Source organism: Pontibacillus chungwhensis BH030062, assembly GCF_000770675.1.
Classification (GTDB): Bacteria; Bacillota; Bacilli; order Bacillales; family BH030062; genus Pontibacillus; species Pontibacillus chungwhensis.
This window is the reverse complement of sequence record NZ_AVBG01000002.1, coordinates 328,447-352,171: the sequence shown is the minus strand read 5'-3', so window position 1 is coordinate 352,171 and position 23,725 is coordinate 328,447. Positions and strand designations below refer to the sequence as shown.

Here is a 23,725-nt window from a genome sequence, read left to right as displayed (position 1 = left end):
CATACACGAAGAAAGAAGGTAGGAGGAAAAATATGATTCGATCTGGTATGAAATGGATGTTCTTGATCATTGGGACTATGATTGGAGCAGGATACGCTTCAGGCAGGGAATTATGGCAGTTTTTTGGTCATGAGAGTGGACTTGCTATTATGATTTTCACCATACTCTTTACAATTTCCTGTTACGTAATCTTGAGGATTAGTTTCGAAAAAAAATCGAAGCATTACCTTCCTGTTCTTCGTACAATTGTAGGTGACCACTTAACATTACTGTACGATGGAATGATCATTCTTTACCTTTTCACTACCACTGTTATTATGCTAGCTGGTAGTGGAGCTACTTGGCAGGCATTTCATTTCTCTTATTGGCTAGGGATTATTGCTATTATCGTTCCTCTTATTCTAGTGTTTGTGTGGGATATCAAAGGGATCTTATCTATGAATAGTATTATATTGCCTTTGCTCATTGGGGGCCTGTTGTATGTGTTGATATTGTTCTCTGTTCAGCAAGAACTCTCTCTGTTCTCTCATTTTGGAGAGCAGAGTAACTGGCCAGCCGCTTTCCCTTTTACTGCACTTAACATTCTGCCTCTTATTGCTGTTCTAGGTGCTGTAGGAAGTGAAGTTCGTTATAAAGGGGAAATATGGATTGCGAGTATTGGGAGCGGTCTTGTACTAGGCTCTATATCGTTTATTTACAATAGTAGTCTAATTCAGATAGCAGACGATATTTTACTTTATGAAATTCCCTTGTTTGCCATCCTTAAACATTACCCTTATGAGATGTTTCTGTTTATATCTTTCCTATTATGGATTGCCATTTTTACCACGGCAGCATCTGGTGTTCTCGGATTAATAACAAGGTTCAGGAATCGTTTGAAAGGACCTCTTTGGCTTTTGGCTGCAATTACGCTGTTATTAATGCTCCCCCTAACGAGTATTGGTTTCTCCACATTGATAAAGTATTTATATCCACTGTATGGTTTGTTAAACCTATATGTGCTTTCGGCTATTTTGTTATACCCCTTTTTAAATCGATACAAAATCAGTTGAAAAGCTGATACAATAGTATATTATGAAGGTTTAATGGGGGAGGGAACGGAGCACATTGTGGAATTGGTTACAAGGTAAATGGACGAGTTCTGTTGATTATGTAACTGGGCCAGAGTTATGGGTGATGCTTGGTAAAGGCGTTTTGAATATAATCGTCATATTACTACTTTCTTATTTTATTATTAAGTTTGGTAAACAGGTGATTCAAAACATTTTCAAACGAAGGAGAAAAGGTCCTTTTAAAATTACTCAACGGCGTGAGCTTACTCTCGTAAAGCTATTGGAAAATACGCTCACATATATGGTTTATTTCACGGCAGCGATTATGGTTTTAGATACCATTAGTATTGATGTGAGAACCTTACTAGCTGGCGCAGGAATTGCTGGATTAGCCATTGGCTTCGGAGCTCAAAATCTGGTGAAAGACATCATTACTGGTTTTTTCATTATATTTGAAGATCAATTTTCAGTAGGTGATTACGTCCAAACGTCAAGTTCAGAAGGATTTGTTGAAGAGATCGGGCTTCGCACGACGAAGATTAAGCATTGGACGGGCAAGCTCCACATTATACCAAACGGTAGTATTAATGAAGTGACGAACTTCTCGGTTCATAACAGTATTGCTGTGGTTGATGTCAGCATTGCTTATGAGGGAGACATTATACGAGCAGAAGCGGTTATAGAAGACCTGCTCCAAGAATTACCTAAACGATATCAGGAGTTAAGGGGTACGCCTGAACTTCTTGGTGTACAAAGTCTAGGTTCGTCTGATGTTGTGCTAAGAATCATAGCTGAGACAGATCCAATGGAACATTGGCCGATTGCTCGTATGCTTCGCAAGGAATTGAAGAACAGGTTGGACGAACAAGGAATTGAAATACCTTTCCCTCGTTTAGTCATGTATTCTAGACAAGAAGAACAGGAAGTCGTTGAGACAACATCGTAAGGAGGATTGGAAATGTCAGATCAACTATATTCTTTAAACGATATTGTTCAAATGAAGAAATCGCACCCATGCGGTGAGAATAGATGGAAGATTATTCGTTTAGGGGCAGATATACGTATAAAGTGCGAAGGGTGCGGGCATAGTGTGCTAATCCCAAGACGACGCTTTGAAAGCAAGATGAAGAAGGTCCTTGAGAAACACGAAGAAAAGTAAAGTTAGGAGTTCATAAAGAGCTTCTGAAGGTTGTTTCACGAAAATCATGTATATGTTATGTTGTATACTAGAAAATCAAAAAACATCATTAGTGAACACCTCAAAAATAAAAAAATAACGAGTGTATAAATGGAAAAACAAGGGCGAATTTCCCCTTGTTTTTCTAATGTGCTTACTTGTCATATGTATAGACGAGCAATATAATTGGGTTACTGCAGACGTTCATATGGACGGTAATCCTTAAGGAGTGGAATGTTAATGTCATTAACAACAGGAATTGTAGGTTTGCCTAACGTTGGGAAATCAACCTTATTTAATGCAATTACCCAGGCAGGTGCAGAATCAGCTAACTACCCGTTCTGTACCATTGATCCTAACGTTGGTATTGTTGAAGTTCCAGATGAAAGATTAGAAAAATTAACAGAATTAGTAAACCCTAAGAAAACAGTCCCTACGGCATTCGAATTTACGGATATCGCAGGTATTGTAAAGGGTGCAAGTAAAGGTGAAGGGTTAGGAAACCAATTCTTATCTCATATACGCCAAGTAGATGCGATCAGCCACGTTGTTCGTTGTTTTCAAGATGATAACATCACACACGTTTCTGGTGGAGTAGATCCAATTGCAGATATTGAAACCATCAATTTAGAACTAATTCTGGCTGACTTAGAAACAGTCAATAAACGTCTTGATCGAGTTGCTAAAATGGCTCGCCAAAAAGACAAAGAGGCTCTTGCAGAACAAGCCGTTCTTGAGAAGATTAAAGAAGGCCTTGAAGAAGAAGTGCCAGCAAGAGCTTTAGAATATAGTGATGACCAACAAAGAATCGTGAAAGGTCTTCACTTACTAACATCTAAGCCTGTTTTATATGTGGCTAATGTTGGAGAAGATGAAATTGCAGACCCAAGTGGCAATGAACATGTACAAGCTGTACGTGAGTTTGCTGAAAAAGAGAACGCTCAGGTTATTGTTGTTTGTGCAAAGATTGAGTCTGAAATTGCTGAGCTTGAAGGAGAAGAAAAACAAGAATTCTTAGATGATCTAGGCATTGCAGAATCAGGCCTTGATCAGCTTATCAAAGCGTCATACAACCTTCTTGGTTTAGCTACTTATTTCACAGCAGGCGAGCAAGAAGTGCGTGCTTGGACCTTTAAAGAAGGAATGACAGCTCCTCAAGCAGCAGGAATCATTCACAGTGACTTTGAACGAGGGTTTATTCGTGCTGAAACGGTGGCTTATGACGACCTTGTAGAAGCTGGCAAAATGTCAGTGGCTAAAGAAAATGGTAAAGTTCGATTAGAGGGCAAAGAATATCTAGTTAAAGATGGAGATGTCATTCATTTCCGCTTTAATGTATAAGCGTAAAATTGGAAACTTGGTTGTGCTTTTATATTAACTTTGATATAATACAACATTGTGAGTAATTGTACGAGATAATTACTCCTTGCCCGTAAAAGGGCCGCTAAGTCCAAAAGGAGGTGAAGTCGGATGAGAAATTACGAGATCATGTATATCATCCGCCCAAACGTAGATGAGGAAACTCAAAAATCAGTAGTAGAGCGTTTCAACAATGTTCTTACTGATAATGGTGCGGAAATTACTGAAACTAAAGAAGTAGGCAAGCGTCGCTTAGCTTATGAAATTAACGATTTCCGTGATGGTTACTACATGGTAATCAAATTCAACGGTGACAGCCAAGCTGTTAACGAATTTGATCGCCTTGCTAAGTATTCTGATGATATTATTCGTCACATCGCTGTACGCGAAGACGATCAATAAGGAGTGGTTCTGTGTTAAATCGTGTCGTTCTTGTCGGCAGATTAACCAAGGATCCCGATTTGCGCTATACACCCAACGGAGTAGCCGTTGCGAACTTTACGATTGCTGTAAACCGCCCGTTTACTAGCCAACAAGGTAGCCGTGATGCAGATTTTATTAACTGTGTTGTGTGGCGTCGTGCCGCAGAGAATCTAGCGAACTTTATGAATAAAGGAAGCTTAGTCGGTGTTGATGGACGTTTACAATCCCGAAGCTTCGATAACCAAGAAGGCAAACGCGTTTTTGTGACAGAAGTTGTTGCTGATAGTGTACAATTCTTAGAAACAAAAGGCTCGTCTTCAGGTGGCGCAGGTTCACAAGGATTCCAATCTAATCAGAACCAATCTGGATATAGTCCAAACAATAATAACAACAATAATAATCAACCTAAACAGGATGACCCATTCGCTGATAATGGGGAACCTATTGATATTTCAGATGACGATTTACCATTTTAATTAAATTATAAGGAGGTTTTCAATTATGGCTCGTCGTGGTCGCGCGAAGCGTAGAAAAGTGTGTTATTTCACAGCGAATGGAATTACACACATCGATTATAAAGATGTTGAACTTCTTAAGCGTTTTGTTTCTGAGCGTGGAAAGATTCTTCCTCGTCGTGTAACAGGAACTTCTGCTAAATACCAACGTAAACTTACAAGAGCGATTAAACGTTCTCGTCAAATGGCACTATTGCCTTACGTTAACGACTAATATTCTTTCGTAAGACTTTAAAAGCACAGCATATAACGCTGTGCTTTTTTTGCAACAATAAAAACAGTTTACAGAAGGCTCGCCTATTGGCGGGTTTTCTTTAAACTTAGTTTTCTTTAACTTTGTGTTTTTATAGAATTGCACCGGGCAAGATGTTCAATTAGACTTCCGGAAAAATAGAACTTTTGCGTTCTCCTATAAAGCATTGTAAAGTTAATCTTAACAATTGATTTAGTACATAGAACTATGGTGACACTATTAATGAACATATACGTGTTTTATGTTAATCTAATTTTATTCAATAGATGGTTTAGAGGAGAGTAAATGAAAATGAAATCTTCAAGTATGTTACGACAGAGCCTTATGTATGGTGGGGTCTATATCCTCCTCCTTCTACTTACCATTGTAATTCCTGTCTTATCTATCTTTTCAATGGTAATATTGGCTCTGCCTTTTTTCTTGTTTGCTGCTAAACATGGCTGGAAACAATCTTTGTTATTTTTAACACTTTTATCGATTATTTCGATGTTGATTTTAGGGTTTGTAGCGATCCCTGTTACGCTTTCCATAGGTGTTGGAGGAATCTTTTTGGGGGCTGCTCTACACCATGAAAGAAGTCCACATGAAGCATGGGCACAAGGAGCCGTTGGGTACCTCATTGGAATCGTAAGTTTCTATTTAAGTATGATCTTTCTATTTAATTTAAATTTAGTAGAGGCTTTCCAATCGATGCTCGATGAAGCTTTTCAGTCAACTGAGAGCATGGTTTCAGATATGGGGATTTCTGAAGAGCAACTTTCAATTGTTCAGGCTCAATTTGAAAACCTTCCCTCTATGTTACCAAGCGTCATGGCAATTTCGTCTATAGTCTTCTCGTTTATTACCTTATGGCTTGGGTTTAGAATACAGAGTAAGATTGAAAAACAAACGTTACGATTTCCGCCAGTCCATCAGTTTACCTTTCCAAAATCAGTGTTATGGTACTATTTTATAGCCGTTCTAGTGACTTGGGTCTTCCCAACCACAGAAGAGTATATGGGTGTTGTGGCGCAGAATATGTATACGCTCACCGGTTTCTTTATGATTCTACAGGGCCTTTCATATTTGTTTGCCTTGACCCACCACAAAAAACGTTCCAATGCTCTCCCTATAACGGCAGTAGTATTAACTTTACTTTTCCCTTACCTATTAGTGTTTCCGATGCGAATTTTAGGTATAATTGATTTAGGTTTCTCATTAAGAGAACGATTAGGAAAGCAATAAGGATCGACTTTATGTTTAGGAGATGACGGTCATGCCGAATTTCTTTAAAAAACCAAGGTTGAGTAGTCATTTATGGGTGATTTATACATTATCCATTCTTCTATTAGCGCTGATCTTTTATTATGAGTGGAAGCTCGGTTTAGTCATGACCGCACTACTGATCGCTTCTATTTACTATAGCGTTCGAACTGAACAGTTTCTAATTAACGAAACAGAAGAGTATATCTCAACCCTTTCGTACCGGGTGAAAAAAGTGGGTGAAGAAGCCTTAATGGAGATGCCTATAGGGATTGTCCTGTTTAGTGAGGACTATAACATTGAATGGGCTAACCCATATATGAATCACTTTTTTCCTCAGGAAACATTGGTCGGAGAACCTCTTAATCAAATTTCGGACACGCTAGTATCAGCGATTAAAGAAGGAAAGAACGATGTATGGATTTCTATGGACGACTATGAATTGCAAACGGTTGTAAAAAAAGATGAACGATTGTTGTATCTATTTGACCGAACTCAACAAACATTAGTTCAGAATCTATATCAAAATGATCGAACGGTTTTGGCGATTATTTTCCTGGATAACTATGAAGAGATTACACAAGCCATGGATGATACCGCCAAAAGCCATATTAATTCACAAGTTACATCCATTCTTAATCAATGGTCACAGGAAAATGGAGTGTATTTAAAACGCTCCTCGCAAGATAAGTTTTTCGCGGTTTTAAATCACCGTATTCTGAAAAACCTAGAGCGATCTAAATTTGATATCTTGGACGATGTACGTGAACTAATCACAGATAAGAATGTTCCTCTTACGCTAAGCTTTGGTATTGGTGTAGGCGAAGCTTCTCTCCCTGACTTAGGTGAGTTGGCCCAGTCTAGTCTCGATTTAGCGCTCGGACGAGGAGGAGACCAAGTAGCGATTAAGGATGAAAATGGGAAGGTTCGTTTCTATGGAGGTAAGACAAATCCAATGGAAAAGCGTACCCGTGTACGTGCACGCGTTATTTCCCATGCCCTGAAGGGACTTGTTCAAGAAGCAGATAAAGTTATTGTAATGGGGCATAAAAACCCTGATATGGACTCAATAGGTGCTTGTATTGGTATCTTGAAAATGGCTCAAGCCAATGATAAAGACGGATTTATTGTATATGATCCAGATGAAGCCAATACAGGAGTTCAACGTTTGTTTGATGAGATTCAAAAAAGTGAACAATTATGGTCGAGGTTTATCGACCCAGAAGAAGCCCATGAGGTTGTGACGAAGAAAACATTAATTGTTGTAGTCGACACCCACAAACCTTCTCTTGTTATTGAAGAGAAACTCCTAAACAAAACAGAACATGTAGTGGTGATTGACCACCACAGAAGAGCGGAAGAGTTCATACAGGATCCTACACTTGTCTATATGGAACCATATGCCTCTTCAACTGCAGAACTGGTAACAGAAATGTTAGAATATCAACCGAAGAAATTGAAGTTGAATATGCTTGAATCTACTGCTCTTTTAGCTGGAATCATAGTAGACACGAAGAGCTTTACACTCCGTACTGGCTCTAGAACGTTTGATGCCGCCAGTTATTTACGCTCTAAAGGCGCAGATACGGTGCTTGTGCAGAAGTTCATGAAAGAAGACTTAGATGTTTACGTGAGACGGAGTAAGCTTATTGAGAGCGCTAAGATTTACCGCGACGGAATTGCCATATCAAAGGCAGGTGAGGGAGACACATTCGGCCCTGTTATCATTGCGCAAGCAGCTGATACATTGCTAACCATGAGTGGAGTTGTAGCCTCATTTGTTATATCCGAACGTTCAGATGGACGTATTGGTATAAGTGCCCGCTCACTAGGCGATGTTAACGTACAAATTTTAATGGAAAGCATGAATGGCGGCGGCCATTTAACCAATGCTGCTACTCAGCTTGACGATACTACAATTGAGCAAGCTGAAGAACAACTTAAAGAAATAATAGATGAGTATTTTGAGGGAGGTAATGAATCATGAAGGTAATTTTCACAAAAGATGTAAAAGGTAAAGGTAAAAAGGGCGAAGTTAAGAACGTTTCAGAAGGATATGCTCGTAACTATCTTTTAAAAAATAACTTGGCGGTCGAAGCTACAAAAGGAAATTTAAAAGCCCAAGAAGCAATTGATCATAAAAAAGAAAAAGAAGCTCAAGAGGAACTAGAAGAAGCGAAGCGCCTAAAAGAAACTCTTGAAAATCTTACAGTAGAGCTACAAGCTAAATCAGGTGACAAGGGTAGTTTATTTGGGTCTATTACAAATAAACAAATTGCTGAAGAACTGAAGAAATCTCATGACATTAAAATTGACAAACGTAAAATAGAGATGGATTCACCAATTCGTTCTCTTGGATATACAAATGTACCTGTTAAACTTCACCATGAGGTAACAGCTACGATTAAAGTTCATGTTTCAGAGAAATAATTAATCCATCCTCTTAACTGAAAAGGGGGAAGATGACTTGAGCGATTTTTTAAATGACCGAACACCGCCCCATAATATAGAGGCCGAGCAGGCGGTGCTCGGCGCTATTTTTTTGGAACCACAATCGATTGCAACAGCAACAGAGTTGCTTCAACCTGAGGATTTTTACCGCGCTAGTCACCAGCGTATTTATGAAGCGATGTCTCACCTTTCTGAAAAGGGAGAACCTATTGATTTAGTAACCGTTACGACTTCTCTTTCGAATGCGAAAACGCTCGATGAAATCGGTGGTGTTTCGTACCTTAGTGACTTAGCTAATTCTGTCCCAACGGCAGCCAATATTGAATATTACGCTCGTATAGTAGAAGAAAAGGCTATATTGCGACGTCTCATCAAGACTGCTACAACCATTGTGACGAACGGTTACTCTAATGAAGAGGATATTGAAGGTGTCTTGAATGATGCGGAGAAATCCATATTAGAAGTAGCTCAGCAGAAAGATTCCGGTAAATTTAAAAATATAAAAGACGTATTAATCGATGTGTATGATAATATTGAGCAACTTCACAATACGTCAGCTGAAGTGACAGGATTACCAACAGGATTTAGAGATCTTGATGGTATGACAGCGGGTTTCCAACGGAATGATCTTATTATCATTGCCGCCCGTCCTTCTGTAGGGAAAACGGCGTTTGCCTTAAATATTGCTCAGAATGTTGCCGCTCATACAGATGAGAACGTAGCAATCTTTTCCCTGGAGATGGGAGCGGACCAGCTCGTCATGCGTATGCTTTGTGCGGAAGGAAATATTGATGCTACAAGATTAAGAACAGGTAAGCTTGAAACGGAAGACTGGGGAAAATTGACGATGGCTATGGGGAGCTTATCCAATGCTGGAATATTCATTGATGATACGCCGGGTATTCGAGTAAATGAGATTCGCTCAAAATGCAGACGCCTTGCGCAAGAACATGGCCTTGGTATGATTCTTATTGACTATCTTCAGCTAATTCAAGGAAGCGGCAATTCCAAAGAGAATCGTCAGCAAGAGGTATCAGAGATTTCACGTGCTCTTAAAGGATTGGCCCGAGAACTTAATGTACCGCTTATAGCGTTATCACAGTTATCTCGTGGTGTTGAAGGACGCCAAGATAAACGTCCGATGATGTCTGATATTCGTGAATCAGGGAGTATTGAGCAGGATGCCGATATTGTTGGTTTCTTATACCGTGATGATTACTACGATCAAGAATCTGAAAAAGAGAACATCATTGAAATCATATTAGCGAAACAGCGTAACGGTCCAGTAGGAACTGTTGAGTTAATGTTTGTGAAGGAATATAACAAATTCGTTGATTTAGAGCATCGTTATGACGAGAGTGATATTCCTCCTGCCTAAAGAGGGTTTCCCACATTTGAATGGGATTCCCTCTTTTTTTATGAGGATAAAAGGGGTTCCAAGCTCTAAAACTTTTATTATTACGAACGTATATTAAATTGAAATTGATAATGTTCGTGTTTTGGTTTGACTTTTCTTTTTTTAGCTGATAAGCTACTCATGTTGTCAATTTTACGGAAATGAAATTCGGCGGAGGTGCCATATATATGTCTTCAGTAGTAGTAGTTGGAACACAATGGGGAGATGAGGGGAAAGGTAAAATTACTGACTTCTTATCCGAGAAAGCAAAAGTTGTCGCACGTTATCAGGGCGGTGACAATGCTGGTCACACGATACAGTTTGAGGGGGAGACGTACAAGCTTCATCTAATCCCTTCAGGTATTTTTTATAATGATAAAGAGTGTGTAATTGGGAACGGAATGGTTATTAACCCAAAAGCACTTGTAAAAGAACTTGCATACTTACACGAACGAAATGTATCAACAAGTAACTTGCGTATTAGCAACCGTGCTCATGTGATTCTTCCTTATCACATTAAATTGGATGCTCTTCAGGAAGAGAGCAAAGGAGATAATAAGATCGGCACAACGAATAAAGGGATTGGACCGGCTTATATGGATAAAGCAGGCCGCATGGGCATTCGCATTGCTGATTTATTAGATGCTGACGCTTTTCGTGAGAAGCTTACGCAAAACTTGATCGAAAAAAACAAGTTTTTCGAAAAAGTTTACGAGTCTGACACGATGGCAGTTGATGAAATCTTTAATGAGTACTTTGAATATGGTCAACAAATTGCCCAATACGTTTGTGATACTTCTAAACTTCTTAATGATGCGATTGATTCAGATCAGCCTGTGCTATTTGAAGGCGCTCAAGGTGTTATGCTTGATGTTGACCAAGGGACTTACCCGTTTGTAACGTCCTCTAACCCAACAGCAGGTGGTGTAGCCATTGGTTCTGGGGTTGGCCCAACAAAGATTGATCACGTTGTGGGCGTTTCTAAAGCTTATACATCCCGTGTTGGGGATGGTCCTTTCCCTACTGAATTACACGATGAAACAGGCGATCGCATTCGTGAGGTGGGTCGTGAGTATGGGACAACTACAGGACGTCCTCGTCGCGTAGGCTGGTTTGACAGTGTTGTGGTCAGTCACGCAAGACGTGTAAGTGGAATAACAGCTTTATCTCTTAACTCCATTGATGTGTTAACAGGCATTGATACACTTAAGATCTGTGTAGCTTATCAGTATAAAGGTGAACGTTTGGAAGAGTATCCGGCAAACCTGAATATCTTAGCTGATTGTGAACCCGTTTATGAGGAAATGCCAGGATGGACTGAAGACATCACCAGTGTCAAAAACTTCGAAGACCTTCCAACAAATGCCCAGCATTATGTAAATAGAGTTTCTGAGCTCACAGGCATCCCTCTGAACGTTTTCTCTGTCGGTCCGGACAGAAACCAGACGAACGTCTTAAAAGATATCTACGAGGCTTAAATAGCCAAATAGAGCATGTTAGTGAATGGACTGCAATTAATAGTCTTCACTAAATGTTTGAAACGCCTGGAGTCTAACTTAGACTCCAGGCGTTTTTTATAGGGTAACTACTCCACAATAGCTCCCTTATATGGAAGACTTGAGGATGAGTCACTCTTGTGTGGATAGGGCCGTTACGTTTGTTGAGTGCTTGGGGTGTCTGGGGAACGAGTCGCTTTCCGCAGGCGAGCTGTCGAGCCTCCTCGTTCGCTTACGCTCTCTGTGGGGTCTCGTCTACCTCTTTCTCCTGCAGGAGTCTCCCCGTTCCCCAGCCCCCCCTGGCTAAATTTTATAAAACGGCCGCGCATCTTAAAGGTGGGAGGGGGTGAAGACCTCTGAATTATTGCATGATTCCGTCCCTTCTACATATGGCGAAGGTTTGGGAAATTGCGAGACTCGTGCGACAATAGGAGCATAGGGAAGACCCCACAGAGAGCGCCAGCGAACGAGGAGGCTTCCCAGATCGCCGCGGAAAGCGAGTGATTTCCCGAACCACCTTACTCTCAAATAACACAAACGGAAACATTCTCTCAGTTGATACGTAGTGGGAAGGGTATAGTAAGTCACTAAAATATAATATTAATATTTTTATAGAAAAACTATTGCCAAATAGAAGATATCCTGATATTATTAATATCGCTGTCACAGACAGATCGTCTCGACATTCTATTTTGGCCCGTTGGTCAAGTGGTTAAGACACCGCCCTTTCACGGCGGTAACACGGGTTCGAATCCCGTACGGGTCATAGCCTGATAGAGGAGTCATGATCGCTTCAGATTCCTCTACTTTATTTTTGAGGTCCGGTAGTTCAGTTGGTTAGAATGCCTGCCTGTCACGCAGGAGGTCGCGGGTTCGAGTCCCGTCCGGACCGCCACTATTTATTTCTATAAATTAAGTTTCCTACTTAAAGAAATAAGAAACTACTCTGGCTCGGTAGCTCAGTCGGTAGAGCAACGGACTGAAAATCCGTGTGTCGGCGGTTCGATTCCGTCCCGAGCCACTTTTTAATAACAGGACTCTCGCTAAGAGGGCCCTGTTTTTTATTGTTTTTTGTTTAGGACTTTTGTCTTGTATTACTTGTTTTTAAATGTAACGATAGCGAAACATTCGACCCATTATCTGTAAGATGTTATTTCATTAAAAGAAACAATTTACACTCAAATATTCTCGATACACTGGAATTTTCGCATTAATTTGGCAACTATAATACAAGTATATTACATTGTCTCGAATTCTATTTATTTAGAAGTAGGAGATATGGTAGATTGATAGAGTACTAAAGTAAGAAAAAATAAATGTAACGATATAAAAGCAAAAATTGTAGGGGGAACAAGCCGTGTGGTTCAGAAAAGCCAACGCTGCTCTCAACAAAAATGCTGATCACCAACCTAGAAAAAATTCTTTATGGAAGAAGATAGCGTTAACGACTTGTTTAGGTGTGGGAATTACATTTGGCTCTGTGTATGCTGATAACATTGAGAGTCAGATTCCAACTGTGTATCACGTTTATGTTGATGGCGAGCACTTAGGGATTGTAGATGACAAAAAAGTAGTTCAAGAACATGTGGAAGAAAAAATAGATACAGCTGAACAAAAACATAAAGACCTGCCATTAACGGTAGGTGAGGAAGTTACATATGTACCAGAGAAAATGTTTCGACCCGCCTTTAACAACAAGCAACTCGTTCAGTCGTTAGAAGATGAATTATCTATTAAAGTTGATGGTGTAAAAATTGAAATTGCTGGTAAGACAGTAGGCTTTATGGCATCAAAGGATCAAGCTGATCAAGCGCTAAAAAAAATTAAAACACAATATATATCTTCAGAAAAGTTAAAGGCATTTGAAAAAATGTCAACAGAGCAAAAAGAACAGCCAGTAGATATCGGAGATTCTACTATTATAGACGTTTCTTTATCAGAAAAAGTTTCACTTTCTAATGAGAAAATATCTCCTAAAGATATATTATCGGTGAACGATATGGTTAAACTTCTAAAGCAAGGTGTATTAACTGATCAAATTCACACAGTTAAAGAAGGCGAAGTATTAGGTGAAATTGCCTCTTTATACAATTTATCTTCTAAAGACATTAAGGGGTTAAACCCTGATTTAAAAGATAATGAACTTCTTCAAATTGGTCAAGAACTAAACGTAACAGACTACGAGCCTTATTTAGATGTACATGTAACGGAAAAGAAGCGAGTAGAAAAAACGCTTGAGTATGATACTGAAATCCGTGAATCAGATGAACTTTATAAAGGTGAGCAGGAAGTTAAACAAGAAGGCCAAGATGGCTCTAAAAATATGGAATACGAAATAAACAAAACCAATGGTAAGGTTATCCGTGAAACGGTTATAAACGAAGAGACAACGAAAGAACCTGTAACAAAAGTGGTTGTTAAAGGGACAAAAGTTATCCCATCACGTGGAACAGGTAACTTTAAGTGGCCCGCAGTTGGTGGCGTCATTACGAGTAAGCAAGGTAATAGATGGGGTGCCTATCACAAAGGGATTGATATCGCAGGAGTAAGTGATCGTTCGATACTTGCAGCTGATAATGGCGTTGTAACAGAAGCCGGACGTGATGGTGGTTATGGGAATAAAGTTGTTATTGATCATAATAACGGATATAAAACCATTTACGCCCACCTTTCATCCATTAAAGTAAGCACAGGTCAAACGGTGAAGAGCGGTCAATCCATTGGTGAAATGGGAACCACCGGGCATTCAACGGGAGTTCATCTACACTTTGAAGTCTACAAAAATGGTAGTTTGGAGAACCCACTTTCACACGTAAGCCAATAATAAATTGATTAATCCTGCAGCGATTGTGTTGCGGGATTTTTTATTTTGGCTCTGTTAAAGTTTGATGTTGTTAATCTTTCTAACGAGCTTGTTCAAGATTGGGGCAGTAATTATGGAGATTCGAAGCTGAGAGAATGTTTCCGTATGCATTATTGAAGCGTAAGGTGGTTAGGGAAATCACTCCCTTTCCGTGGCGAGCTGGGGAGCCTCCTCAACCGCTTCGCGCTTTCCGGGGTCTCCCCTAAGCTCCGAATGCCACAGGAGTCTCGCAAATTCCCGAACCACCTTCACCTTATATTGTGTAACGGAAACATGCCCTATCTGAGAATCCTGGCTGAGAGGTCGGAACGTTCGACTAAGACCATCACGTCCTGCGACAAAGTCGAATGACGCCACATCGTGTGGGACCGCCCTCGCAAAGCGAGTCGTTCACCAGACACCCCAAACACTCAATAAACGTAACGGCCCTATCCACACAACAGTGTCCCAGCATAAAGTCTTCCGCATAAGCGGGCTTATTAGGAACAAAATCAACTTTAAACACTAACAGAGCTTTGATATTAAATAGTAGCATAAGCATTGTAATTCCATTGAAAAAGACATTTACATGAAAATACGTTAGAATGAAGAACAAAAGAACTACACGATGACCTAATAGGAAAGTAGGGATAAGTATGAGTTTTAAAGTGTTAGTAGTAGATGATGAAAAACCAATTGCAGATATACTTAAATTTAACTTAGAAAAAGAAGGCTACGATGTAATTTGTGCTTATGATGGTGATGAGGCGATTCAGCATGCGCTCCAAGAAGACCCAGATATTATCCTCCTTGATATTATGCTTCCAGGAAAAGATGGTATGGAAGTATGCAGGGAAGTTCGTAAGACGAAAAGTATGCCTATTATTATGCTTACAGCTAAAGACTCTGAGATCGATAAAGTGCTCGGTCTTGAGCTTGGAGCGGATGATTATGTAACGAAACCATTTAGTAATCGTGAGGTTATTGCACGTGTTAAGGCGAATCTTCGTCGACATCAATTGCCGGCTGAAGAGACTGGAAGAGCTAATAATGATATCCAAATAGGAAAACTTGTAATCCATCCTGATGCCTATACGGTAACAAGAGATGGAGAGCAGATCGAGCTGACTCATCGAGAATTTGAACTTCTGCATTACTTAGCGAAGAATATTGGACAAGTGATGACGCGTGAACATCTTCTTGAGACTGTGTGGGGGTATGATTATTATGGTGACGTTCGTACAGTAGACGTGACAGTAAGAAGACTGCGCGAGAAGATTGAAGAGAACCCGAGTACGCCGATGTGGATCGTAACACGCCGAGGAGTAGGATACTACTTGAGAAATCCTGAACAGGAGTAATTGGATATGAAGAAGGTGGGGTTTTTTCAATCCATACGTTTAAAGTTTATTATCATTATTACTCTTTTGCTTTTGTTTCCGATCCAAGTAATCGGGGCCTATTTCTCACAGCAACTTGAGACAAAATTGAACGAGAATTTTGAAGAATCCATTACTAATAATATTGATATACTGAATATACAATTGGAGCAAGCCTTTTCAAAGGAACGCACAGGAGATGGCCAAACCTCAGAAGATGGACAGACCTTAGAAGAGGAAGTACAGTCTATTTTAAACGATTTTAATGCGGAAAATATAACAGAACTTCTTGTGGTGAATAGTAAGAGTCGTGTGATAGGGGCCACGGAAGATTCCGATCAGAGTAAAGTAGGGAAAAGGTTACCTCTCCCTGAAATACAACGTACGCTCTTGCTTGGGAGGGTGATGGAACCTGATACCAAAGTGGACCAAAAAGGTCACCGTACTTTGGTGAGGACCTATCCCATTTATCAGGAGGAAGAAACTGAAGAAACTGAAGGAAGAGGAGAAACTGAAGAAACTAATGGAAATGAAAAACAAGAAGTAGTAGTTGGAGCTATTTATATTAAAGCTTCTCTTGAAGGTGTATACGGACAGCTCCAAGATATTAACAGAATCTTTGCTAATGGCACATTTTTAGGTGTTTCTATTTCTGTTTTATTAGGGATTGTGATTGCAAGAACAATTACAAAGCCCATAACAGAAATGCGAAAGCATGCCAAGATTATGGGAGCAGGAGATTTTTCTCAGAAGGTTAACGTATACGGCCGAGATGAAATTGGACAACTTGCCGTTTCCTTTAATGAGTTAAATGATAAGCTGAAAATTTCACAAGCTACTACAGAAGGTGAGAGACGGAAACTCAGTTCAGTATTATCAAACATGACAGAAGGCGTCATTGCAACCGATCACACTGGATCAATCATTCTCATGAATGAGCCAGCTTCAAGATTACTAGGTCAAGAGATTGAAGATGTTCAAGGAGAGCCGCTTCTAAGCGTACTGAAAATCAGCGACCGACTTGATAAGATTACAGACCTAAATGATAAAGAATCCATTATTATCGACTTTAGTGAAGGCGATCAACAGCTTTTACTGAAGGCGAGTTTTACCGTGGTTCAATATGAAATGGAAGAAATGAACGGTTACATCACTGTGCTAAGCGATGTGACAGAACAAGAAAAGATTGAGCGGGAACGACGGGAGTTTGTGGCGAACGTATCGCACGAGTTACGCACGCCTCTAACAACAATGAAGAGTTATTTGGAGACCTTATCCGAAGGGGCTTGGGAAGACAAAGAGATTGCTCCGCGCTTCTTAGACGTCACCCAAAATGAGACAGAGCGTATGATTCGTCTTGTGAATGATTTGCTGCAGCTATCTAAAATGGATAATAAGGATTACAAATTGCATAAAGAGAAAGTAAACTTTATTGGGTTCTTTAAAACAGTAGCTGAACGCTTTGAAATCAATCAAGATGATCACATTCACTTTGAGCATCATTTGCCTGACAAAGAAGTGCTTGTTTGGATCGATAAGGATAAGATGACTCAAGTGTTGGATAACATCATCTCTAATGCGATTAAGTATTCTCCAGAAGGAGGAACCATTACTTTCAATTTAGAGGTGAAGAAACAGCAACAAAAGCTTCATGTATCCATCTCCGACGAGGGAGTCGGTATTCCTAAAGAGAAGTTAGAAAAGATATTTGAACGGTTCTACCGGGTGGACAGAGCTCGTTCAAGAAACTTAGGTGGTACAGGGCTTGGTTTAGCTATTTCCAGGGAAATGATTGATGCCCATGGTGGCGAAGTATGGGCCGATAGTAAAGAAGGAGAAGGAACTAAGGTGACCTTCACACTTCCTTTACTGAAACAACCGCAAGGGGATGAAGAATGATGTGGGAGTACTTAAAGTCGATAGTACTAGGGCTCCTCGTAACCATTAGCTTACTGGTTACGTTCGCTCTTTGGACGTATCAGCCTGAATACGATGAGTTGAACAACGGTGAGAATATATTAGAAGTAGAGACAAAGTTATCGAATGGTACACAAAAAAGTTTAACGTCAATTATTAAGCCTGAGCTCTTATTATTCCATCAAAATGGGAGACATTTCTCATTAAATGAATGGAGTGAATCAGATGCGTTATATAAAAAGGTGTTAACATGGGGTTTGACTGATTTTGACATGGTTACGGGGGATCGTGTGATAGAAAAAGAATCTGGTATAGAAATTGTCTATCCCGCCAGTATTCCGCTAAGTACATTGTCTACTACGTTTACGCTAAATGACAATATAGAGGAGCTCTTAAAATCTTCATTTGATGTAGACCGCATATTTATATCTATTGCTCCCAATGAGCCTAAAAACGCTGTGTATTTTATCTCAGATGACAATGCTAACCAACACGTGAAGGCTATGATCCCTAACGTATATAATTCCGTCGATGAATATTTAGGAAATCCTGAAATTCAAAGGGATTATTTTAGAGTGAGTGAAGATCGTCAGGCACAGTTTTATTTACCTGAGTCTCTCTACCTGCCTGAATCTAAAGTAACTTTACCTAAGGAAAAACTAAAAGGTGGGAATATTGAAGTAGACACGATGAGGAATATATTATTTAATAATCCACAGCTTGTTCAACAAAATTCAAGCACTAATGGTTTGTTTTACAATATTGATGATCGCGTCTTGCAAATATACCCAGGTAAAATGCGTATGAGGTTTCAGCAATATAAGTTTGAGGAGTCTCAATCTATATCACGAGAAGCAATTATTAAGCAAAGTTTGGATCATATAAATGATCATAACGGGTGGACCGATGAGTCTTATAGTTTGTTTAATATTAATTCTAGAGATAACACCATCCATTATCGAGAATATAAAAACGGATATCCTGTTTTAGATGAAAATGAGTTGGGGCTTATTACACAAATGTGGAGCAATCAGGACCTAATAGAATATAGGCGCCCTTTAATTCGTGTGGAGGACTACCTTTCTAATCAAGTAATCGAGACAGAGACACTCTCTTCGGGGAGAGAGGTTTTATCTTACATTGAAGATAACAAAGATCATTTTTCCTCTGTCATTAAGGATATTAAGATTGGGTATACCATGAAAGTGGACAGTTTGTTTGTTATCTATATGACACCTGCATGGTTTATTAAAGTAGGAGAAGATTGGAAAAAGTTAGATCTTGAGGGGGCAACGAATAATGCAGTGGGGACAAATTAAAACACTTTTTATTCTATGCTTCTTAATATTAGATGTCTTTTTGGTCTACCAGTTTATAAACAAGACAGAGCAGGCACAACTTGTGCTATTGCCTGATACAAGTATAGAAGAGCAACTTGAAGCAGAAGATATTCAACTTCAAAATCTACCTAATGATACTCCTAAGAAAACGCGTATATATGCTGATAGGTATGATTTTGAAGAAGAAGATCAAGAAAAGTTAGCGGAAAGAGAGAATCAGAAATCATCAATTAGAGAGAACGGGAAGATATTGACTTCAGTGTTTAATGAACCAATCGAAATTGATTTGGAATCTGACAAAAGTAAAATCTCTAGTATTGTGAAAGAAGAAATCATTTTTGGAGATGAGTATGAGTATTGGGGATACAATGAGAAGTGGAATGTGCTCATTTTCTTTCAGCTTCATGAAGATAACCCGATCTACTTTAATGAGAGTGGAGTTGTCCTTGTGTCCTTAAATGAAGAAAAGACGGGTCTTATTGGCTACTTGCAAACGCGTTTAGTTGATGTGAAAAGCACTGGTAAAGAGCAGGATCTAATTAAACCGATTCAGGCAATCAGTACTCTCTTTGATAAGAATCAAATTTATAGTCGCGATACTGTTACAGAATTTGATATTGGATATTATACATTAGTGCCTCTTCAAGAAGGTGGGAATGGTGTGCAGTTCTTTTCCCCTACATGGAATATTCACGTAAATGAAGAGCGCAATTACTTTGTAAATGGACTCGATGGACAATATATTGCTAAAGAAGAAGACGAATTTTTAGAACGAATGAACAAGAAAAAGACTGAACTGGAACAACCAGTACGGGGTGGAGAATCATGAGTATGCATTTTAGCGTTCTGGCATCAGGAAGTACCGGAAATGCCTTTTATATTGGTACGGAAAAACAAAAATTATTAGTGGATGCAGGGTTAAGCGGAAAACAATTAGAGCGAGTAATGTCGCAAGTTGACCTAGACCCTAACGACCTAAACGGAATTCTTGTGACTCATGAGCATAGCGATCACATTAAAGGATTAGGTATATTAGCGAGACGTTATAACTTACCGATTTATGCTAATGAAAAAACATGGAAGGCTATGGAAGGTCACATTGGAAAGCTAACAATTGATCAAAAGTTTGACTTTTCTATGGAAACGGTCAAAGCTTTTGAGGATTTAGAAGTGGAGTCCTTCGGCGTATCGCATGATGCGGCTGAGCCTATGTTTTATGTGTTCCGTCATAACGGAAAGAAGGTAGCTTTAGTAACGGATACTGGGTATGTTTCTGAAAGAATAAAGAAAACAGTTGAAGATGCTGATGCTTATATATTTGAGTCGAATCATGATGTAGAGATGTTACGAATGGGGCGCTATCCCTGGAATGTTAAACGACGCATTTTAGGGGATAAAGGCCACGTGTCCAATGAGGATAGTGCGCTAGCTTTAACAGATATTATTGGCAATTCAACAAAACGTATTTATTTAGCCCATTTAAGTCAAGATAATAACATGAAAGACCTCGCACGTATGTCTGTCGGGAACATGTTAACAGAACGCGGTATACCTTTAGGGGATACAATTGACTTATTTGATACAGACCCGAATCATGCTACACCCATTTACACGCTAAATGACGTTTAGAAAGTGTGTAGTGAGGTAACGGGGGACTAGTATACAATGTAGAACTGGTTCAGAAAGGATTGAGGGTTCAATGGGCTATTATGATGATCAAACCTCTTCAAGCAACAGACACAAGCGTCCGGGATGGATTATGCCAACTTTTGTGGGTCTGATTCTAGGTGCTGTGTTAATCGTGCTGGCGTTACCCGCTCTTATTCAATCGAATATCTTGCCGTATGATCTTTCATCACAAGATAAAAAAGATCAGGTTCAAGCGAGTGAAGAGGAAGACACCCCTACAACGGAAAGCGTAAACCTTGATGTTACAACACAAGTTACAGAAGTTGTGAGCGAGGTACAAGAAGCTGTTGTAGGCGTTGTTAAGATACGTGAATCTTCCGGTTTAATTCAGGAACAACCTTCTAGCGGAGAAGCTGGAACAGGTTCAGGCGTCATATATAAAAAGGAACAAGACATGGCTTATATTGTAACAAATAACCATGTTGTGCAGGGAGCTGACCGGATTGAGGTTTCCTTAATTGACGGTTCCCGAATTGAAGCAGAACTAGTCGGAGCGGATCCATATACAGACTTAGCTGTATTAACAGTAGATGGATCTAAAGTAAATAAGGTTATAGATATTGGTGATTCCTCAAAGGTTAAAGTGGGGGAACCCGCTATGGCTATCGGGAGCCCACTTGGATTAATGTTTGCTGGGTCTGTTACTAAAGGGATTATTAGTGGAAAACAGCGAGCAATCCCACAAGATTTTAACGGTGATGGTAGAATGGACTGGCAAGCAGAAGTTATGCAAACAGATGCTGCGATTAACCCTGGAAATAGTGGGGGAGCGCTCATTAATATTAAAGGGCAACTGATTGGCATCAATTCCATGAAAATTGCTAAGTCAGCTGTTGAGGGGATTGGTTTTGCCATTCCGATTAATAATGCTGTACCGATCATGGAGGACATTGAAGAGGATGGAGAGGTTACAAGGCCATTTATGGGCATTGGAGCCGTTTCTTTATCAGAAGTTCCTCGTACTCAACAGAGAGAGGTTTTAGGTCTTCCTAGTGATGTTCAGGGAGGCGTTGTTATTGATAACGTTCAATCAGCTTCACCGGCTGATCAAGTTGGACTGCAACAGTATGATGTCATTACAGAGCTCGATGGCAAAGAAATTCTAAGTATTGTTGATTTACGAAAGCATTTGTATAAGAATAAGAACGTTGGTGATGAAATGTCAGTGACGTTTTATCGAGATGGTCAAAAGCAAGATGTAACCATGAAGCTTTCAAATCAGAGTTATTAAAAGCGGGAACGATACGTTCCTGCTTTTCCTATTTTTAAAAGAGTGAGGTGTAAATGTGAAACTGTTTGTCTGTCAGGACCATGTAGATCGAGGCATTGATGTTATTGTGGATGAATGTGAAACGTTCCCTGATTTGAATAAGTTGGAGGACTCAAATAATTTATCCACAACGTGTGAGTATTGCAGTGGATTAGCTACATATATAGTAGCGAACGCAGGTTCTTCCACCAAATAAGCGAATGAATCTGTGTATATGTGGATAACTTTGTGAATAACTTGTTTATATTGTAACTTTGCTTGTGAGTATTAGTAAGTGAAGTGAGTTGTGGATAATTATGTTGATAAGTTTGAATAGTCATACAATTTTTCAATAGTAATGGTATAAAAGCGACAGTGTCTAAGATAGAAACTGTCGTTTTTTTATATTTCTTTAGCCATAATTCTTAAGAACTACACATAAAGCCTTTTTAAAGAATTTTATTCCAAAATAAGAAAATTACTGATAATATACTTATGAACATACATATAATGTACTATTTATAAAGATGATGTAAGGAGAGGAAAATGACTAATATACTAAAACAGCAAGTACAAGGTTCGGTTTTGATTTCAGGTGATGAAGGGTACGAAACGCAACGGAAAATTTGGAATGCGGCTGTGGATAAATGGCCTGGCATAATCGTGGTATGTAAAGAAGAAGCAGATGCAGTATGTGCTGTGCGTTATGCAAGAGAACATAATTTAGAAATTTCGATTAAGGGTGGAGGTCACCATGTTGCTGGTACCGCTGTAACAGAAGGTGGAATTATGATTGACCTATCTGAACTAACTGAAGTGGTAGTGGATGAGAATTCACGAATTGCACGTGTGCAAGGTGGAGCTACACTCGCTGATATTGACAGAGAAACACAAAGGTATGGTCTAGCAACACCTACTGGAACCGTATCCGAGACAGGTGTGGCTGGATTAGCGTTAAACGGTGGGCTAGGGTATCTTCGGGCTAAGTATGGATTAACATGTGATAATATTCAAGCTGTTAACTTAGTCACAGCTGATGGAGATCATATAAGGGTGAGCGACACGGAGCATCCTGATCTGTTTTGGGCCATTCGCGGAGGTGGCGGTAACTTTGGTGTTGTTACCTCGTTCGAATTTCAGCTTCATGAAATAGGACCTGAAGTGTTAGCACTTGATGTCATGTATGATTTCGAGGATGTAAAAACCGTGTTCCATAACTTAAATACATATCTAGAAGCTGCATCTGATGAAATTAGCGTAAATGCAACTCTTATTGATTTACCACCAGCTCCTTTCATTCCGGAATTCCTACATCATCGTCGAGTTATTATAGTAGCGGGTATATATGCTGGGTCTCCTGAAGAAGGCGAACCTATTATACAACCTCTACGTGAATTGGCTCAGCCCCTGGCTGATATGACGGCTGTTATGCCGTATGTGGAGCTTCAGAAGAAGTTGGATGCTATGGTTCCTCAGAATGCCAACATCGCAGGAACCTCTCTCTATCTTGAAGAACTAACAGAAGAAGCACTTGATCAAATTGTAGCCCAAATGAACGGAGCCCCTGCCCCTGCAATGGTGCAACTATGGGAAACGCATGGGCACATGAATCGAATCCCAACTAACGAAAATGCGTATTATGTACGTGGTGGGCAGTATCTTTTACTAGTGGACGTTATATATGAAGATGGCCAGGACCAAAAGGCAAAGGAATGGATAGATGAGATGCGCCAGTCTCTTTTAGTTTATTCCTATGAGCAGACATCCTATTTGAACCTTACTGAAAATGACGAATCCATTATTCGGGAGAGTTATGGTTCGAATTACGCCCGGTTAGTTGCCATTAAACAAAAATATGATCCTAATAATATTTTTCACGTAAACCATAATATTGATCCTAAAAGTGATTGTGAACTAGTAACAGAATAGAGCTATAAAAATGAGG

21 protein-coding genes and 3 tRNA genes are annotated in these 23,725 nt (G+C 39.6%); all 24 read left to right on the top strand.

Going from position 1 to position 23,725, the window contains the following annotated elements; all coding sequences use genetic code 11:
- Positions 1–32: 32 nt before the first annotated feature.
- The 24 genes from N780_RS04430 (at position 33) to N780_RS04315 (ending at position 23,709) form a co-directional block, all read left to right on the top strand.
- The gene (locus N780_RS04430; protein WP_036780525.1) at positions 33–1,052 is read left to right on the top strand and encodes a YkvI family membrane protein; all 1,020 of its coding nucleotides are present in this window, start codon (positions 33–35) and stop codon (positions 1,050–1,052) included.
- Positions 1,053–1,176: 124 nt separating this feature from the next.
- Positions 1,177–1,998 (top strand): mechanosensitive ion channel family protein, encoded by an 822-nt coding sequence (locus tag N780_RS04425; protein WP_084599339.1) that lies wholly within the window; start codon positions 1,177–1,179, stop codon positions 1,996–1,998.
- A 12-nt stretch (positions 1,999–2,010) separates the two neighbouring features.
- Positions 2,011–2,211 (top strand): DUF951 domain-containing protein, encoded by a 201-nt coding sequence (locus tag N780_RS04420; RefSeq protein ID WP_036780522.1) that lies wholly within the window; start codon positions 2,011–2,013, stop codon positions 2,209–2,211.
- A 258-nt stretch (positions 2,212–2,469) separates the two neighbouring features.
- Positions 2,470–3,570, top strand: a complete 1,101-nt coding sequence (gene ychF, locus N780_RS04415) for a redox-regulated ATPase YchF (protein WP_036780520.1) — start codon at positions 2,470–2,472, stop codon at positions 3,568–3,570.
- 129 nt (positions 3,571–3,699) lie between these two features.
- Complete coding sequence (rpsF, locus tag N780_RS04410; protein WP_036780517.1) at positions 3,700–3,990, top strand: 30S ribosomal protein S6; 291 nt, start codon at positions 3,700–3,702, stop codon at positions 3,988–3,990.
- 11 nt (positions 3,991–4,001) lie between these two features.
- Positions 4,002–4,487 carry a single-stranded DNA-binding protein gene (ssb, locus tag N780_RS04405; protein ID WP_036780515.1) on the top strand — a complete coding sequence of 162 codons (486 nt, stop codon included), beginning with the start codon at positions 4,002–4,004 and terminating at the stop codon, positions 4,485–4,487.
- Positions 4,488–4,512: 25 nt separating this feature from the next.
- Positions 4,513–4,740 carry a 30S ribosomal protein S18 gene (rpsR, locus tag N780_RS04400; RefSeq protein ID WP_036780513.1) on the top strand — a complete coding sequence of 76 codons (228 nt, stop codon included), beginning with the start codon at positions 4,513–4,515 and terminating at the stop codon, positions 4,738–4,740.
- Positions 4,741–5,070: 330 nt separating this feature from the next.
- The gene (locus N780_RS04395; protein WP_036780511.1) at positions 5,071–6,003 is read left to right on the top strand and encodes a YybS family protein; all 933 of its coding nucleotides are present in this window, start codon (positions 5,071–5,073) and stop codon (positions 6,001–6,003) included.
- 31 nt (positions 6,004–6,034) lie between these two features.
- Positions 6,035–8,008: a DHH family phosphoesterase gene (locus tag N780_RS04390; protein ID WP_036780510.1), complete on the top strand. Its 1,974-nt coding sequence runs from the start codon at positions 6,035–6,037 to the stop codon at positions 8,006–8,008.
- The gene (gene rplI, locus N780_RS04385) at positions 8,005–8,451 is read left to right on the top strand and encodes a 50S ribosomal protein L9 (protein WP_036780509.1); all 447 of its coding nucleotides are present in this window, start codon (positions 8,005–8,007) and stop codon (positions 8,449–8,451) included. Before N780_RS04390 ends, rplI begins: the two co-directional genes overlap by 4 nt.
- A gap of 37 nt (positions 8,452–8,488) precedes the next feature.
- Positions 8,489–9,850, top strand: a complete 1,362-nt coding sequence (dnaB, locus tag N780_RS04380; protein ID WP_036780507.1) for a replicative DNA helicase — start codon at positions 8,489–8,491, stop codon at positions 9,848–9,850.
- A 206-nt stretch (positions 9,851–10,056) separates the two neighbouring features.
- Positions 10,057–11,346, top strand: a complete 1,290-nt coding sequence (locus tag N780_RS04375; protein WP_036780499.1) for an adenylosuccinate synthase — start codon at positions 10,057–10,059, stop codon at positions 11,344–11,346.
- A gap of 712 nt (positions 11,347–12,058) precedes the next feature.
- Positions 12,059–12,130 (top strand) — tRNA-Glu (locus tag N780_RS04370).
- A 52-nt stretch (positions 12,131–12,182) separates the two neighbouring features.
- Positions 12,183–12,259 (top strand) — tRNA-Asp (locus N780_RS04365).
- Positions 12,260–12,312: 53 nt separating this feature from the next.
- Positions 12,313–12,385, top strand: a tRNA-Phe gene (locus N780_RS04360).
- Positions 12,386–12,721: 336 nt separating this feature from the next.
- A complete protein-coding gene (locus N780_RS04355; protein WP_036780495.1) occupies positions 12,722–14,188 on the top strand; it encodes a M23 family metallopeptidase in 1,467 nt (488 codons plus the stop codon).
- A gap of 674 nt (positions 14,189–14,862) precedes the next feature.
- Complete coding sequence (gene yycF, locus N780_RS04345) at positions 14,863–15,567, top strand: response regulator YycF (protein WP_036780489.1); 705 nt, start codon at positions 14,863–14,865, stop codon at positions 15,565–15,567.
- A 6-nt stretch (positions 15,568–15,573) separates the two neighbouring features.
- Positions 15,574–17,484, top strand: a complete 1,911-nt coding sequence (walK, locus tag N780_RS04340) for a cell wall metabolism sensor histidine kinase WalK (protein WP_036780486.1) — start codon at positions 15,574–15,576, stop codon at positions 17,482–17,484.
- Entirely contained in the window at positions 17,481–18,821 is a 1,341-nt protein-coding gene (locus N780_RS04335) for a YycH family regulatory protein (protein ID WP_036780481.1), read from the top strand. Before walK ends, N780_RS04335 begins: the two co-directional genes overlap by 4 nt.
- The gene (locus N780_RS04330) at positions 18,802–19,671 is read left to right on the top strand and encodes a two-component system regulatory protein YycI (protein ID WP_052114884.1); all 870 of its coding nucleotides are present in this window, start codon (positions 18,802–18,804) and stop codon (positions 19,669–19,671) included. Before N780_RS04335 ends, N780_RS04330 begins: the two co-directional genes overlap by 20 nt.
- A complete protein-coding gene (locus N780_RS04325; RefSeq protein WP_036780480.1) occupies positions 19,668–20,471 on the top strand; it encodes an MBL fold metallo-hydrolase in 804 nt (267 codons plus the stop codon). The genes N780_RS04330 and N780_RS04325 overlap by 4 nt, the downstream gene beginning before the upstream one ends.
- Before the next feature lie 70 nt (positions 20,472–20,541).
- A complete protein-coding gene (locus tag N780_RS04320; RefSeq protein ID WP_036780477.1) occupies positions 20,542–21,762 on the top strand; it encodes a S1C family serine protease in 1,221 nt (406 codons plus the stop codon).
- A 55-nt stretch (positions 21,763–21,817) separates the two neighbouring features.
- The gene (locus tag N780_RS19410; protein WP_232299486.1) at positions 21,818–21,997 is read left to right on the top strand and encodes a CxxH/CxxC protein; all 180 of its coding nucleotides are present in this window, start codon (positions 21,818–21,820) and stop codon (positions 21,995–21,997) included.
- Positions 21,998–22,326: 329 nt separating this feature from the next.
- Complete coding sequence (locus N780_RS04315) at positions 22,327–23,709, top strand: FAD-binding oxidoreductase (protein WP_036780470.1); 1,383 nt, start codon at positions 22,327–22,329, stop codon at positions 23,707–23,709.
- Positions 23,710–23,725: the final 16 nt, after the last annotated feature.

Bases quoted from the DNA above. Each gene is read 5' to 3' on its own strand.
- N780_RS04430 (WP_036780525.1), top strand. From the start codon at position 33: ATGATTCGATCTGGTATGAAATGGATGTTCTTGATCATTGGGACTATG.
- N780_RS04425 (WP_084599339.1), top strand. From the start codon at position 1,177: ATGCTTGGTAAAGGCGTTTTGAATATAATCGTCATATTACTACTTTCT.
- N780_RS04420 (WP_036780522.1), top strand. From the start codon at position 2,011: ATGTCAGATCAACTATATTCTTTAAACGATATTGTTCAAATGAAGAAA.
- ychF (WP_036780520.1), top strand. From the start codon at position 2,470: ATGTCATTAACAACAGGAATTGTAGGTTTGCCTAACGTTGGGAAATCA.
- rpsF (WP_036780517.1), top strand. From the start codon at position 3,700: ATGAGAAATTACGAGATCATGTATATCATCCGCCCAAACGTAGATGAG.
- rpsR (WP_036780513.1), top strand. From the start codon at position 4,513: ATGGCTCGTCGTGGTCGCGCGAAGCGTAGAAAAGTGTGTTATTTCACA.
- N780_RS04395 (WP_036780511.1), top strand. From the start codon at position 5,071: ATGAAATCTTCAAGTATGTTACGACAGAGCCTTATGTATGGTGGGGTC.
- N780_RS04390 (WP_036780510.1), top strand. From the start codon at position 6,035: ATGCCGAATTTCTTTAAAAAACCAAGGTTGAGTAGTCATTTATGGGTG.
- rplI (WP_036780509.1), top strand. From the start codon at position 8,005: ATGAAGGTAATTTTCACAAAAGATGTAAAAGGTAAAGGTAAAAAGGGC.
- N780_RS04375 (WP_036780499.1), top strand. From the start codon at position 10,057: ATGTCTTCAGTAGTAGTAGTTGGAACACAATGGGGAGATGAGGGGAAA.
- yycF (WP_036780489.1), top strand. From the start codon at position 14,863: ATGAGTTTTAAAGTGTTAGTAGTAGATGATGAAAAACCAATTGCAGAT.
- walK (WP_036780486.1), top strand. From the start codon at position 15,574: ATGAAGAAGGTGGGGTTTTTTCAATCCATACGTTTAAAGTTTATTATC.
- N780_RS04335 (WP_036780481.1), top strand. From the start codon at position 17,481: ATGATGTGGGAGTACTTAAAGTCGATAGTACTAGGGCTCCTCGTAACC.
- N780_RS04330 (WP_052114884.1), top strand. From the start codon at position 18,802: ATGCAGTGGGGACAAATTAAAACACTTTTTATTCTATGCTTCTTAATA.
- N780_RS04325 (WP_036780480.1), top strand. From the start codon at position 19,668: ATGAGTATGCATTTTAGCGTTCTGGCATCAGGAAGTACCGGAAATGCC.
- N780_RS04320 (WP_036780477.1), top strand. From the start codon at position 20,542: ATGGGCTATTATGATGATCAAACCTCTTCAAGCAACAGACACAAGCGT.
- N780_RS04315 (WP_036780470.1), top strand. From the start codon at position 22,327: ATGACTAATATACTAAAACAGCAAGTACAAGGTTCGGTTTTGATTTCA.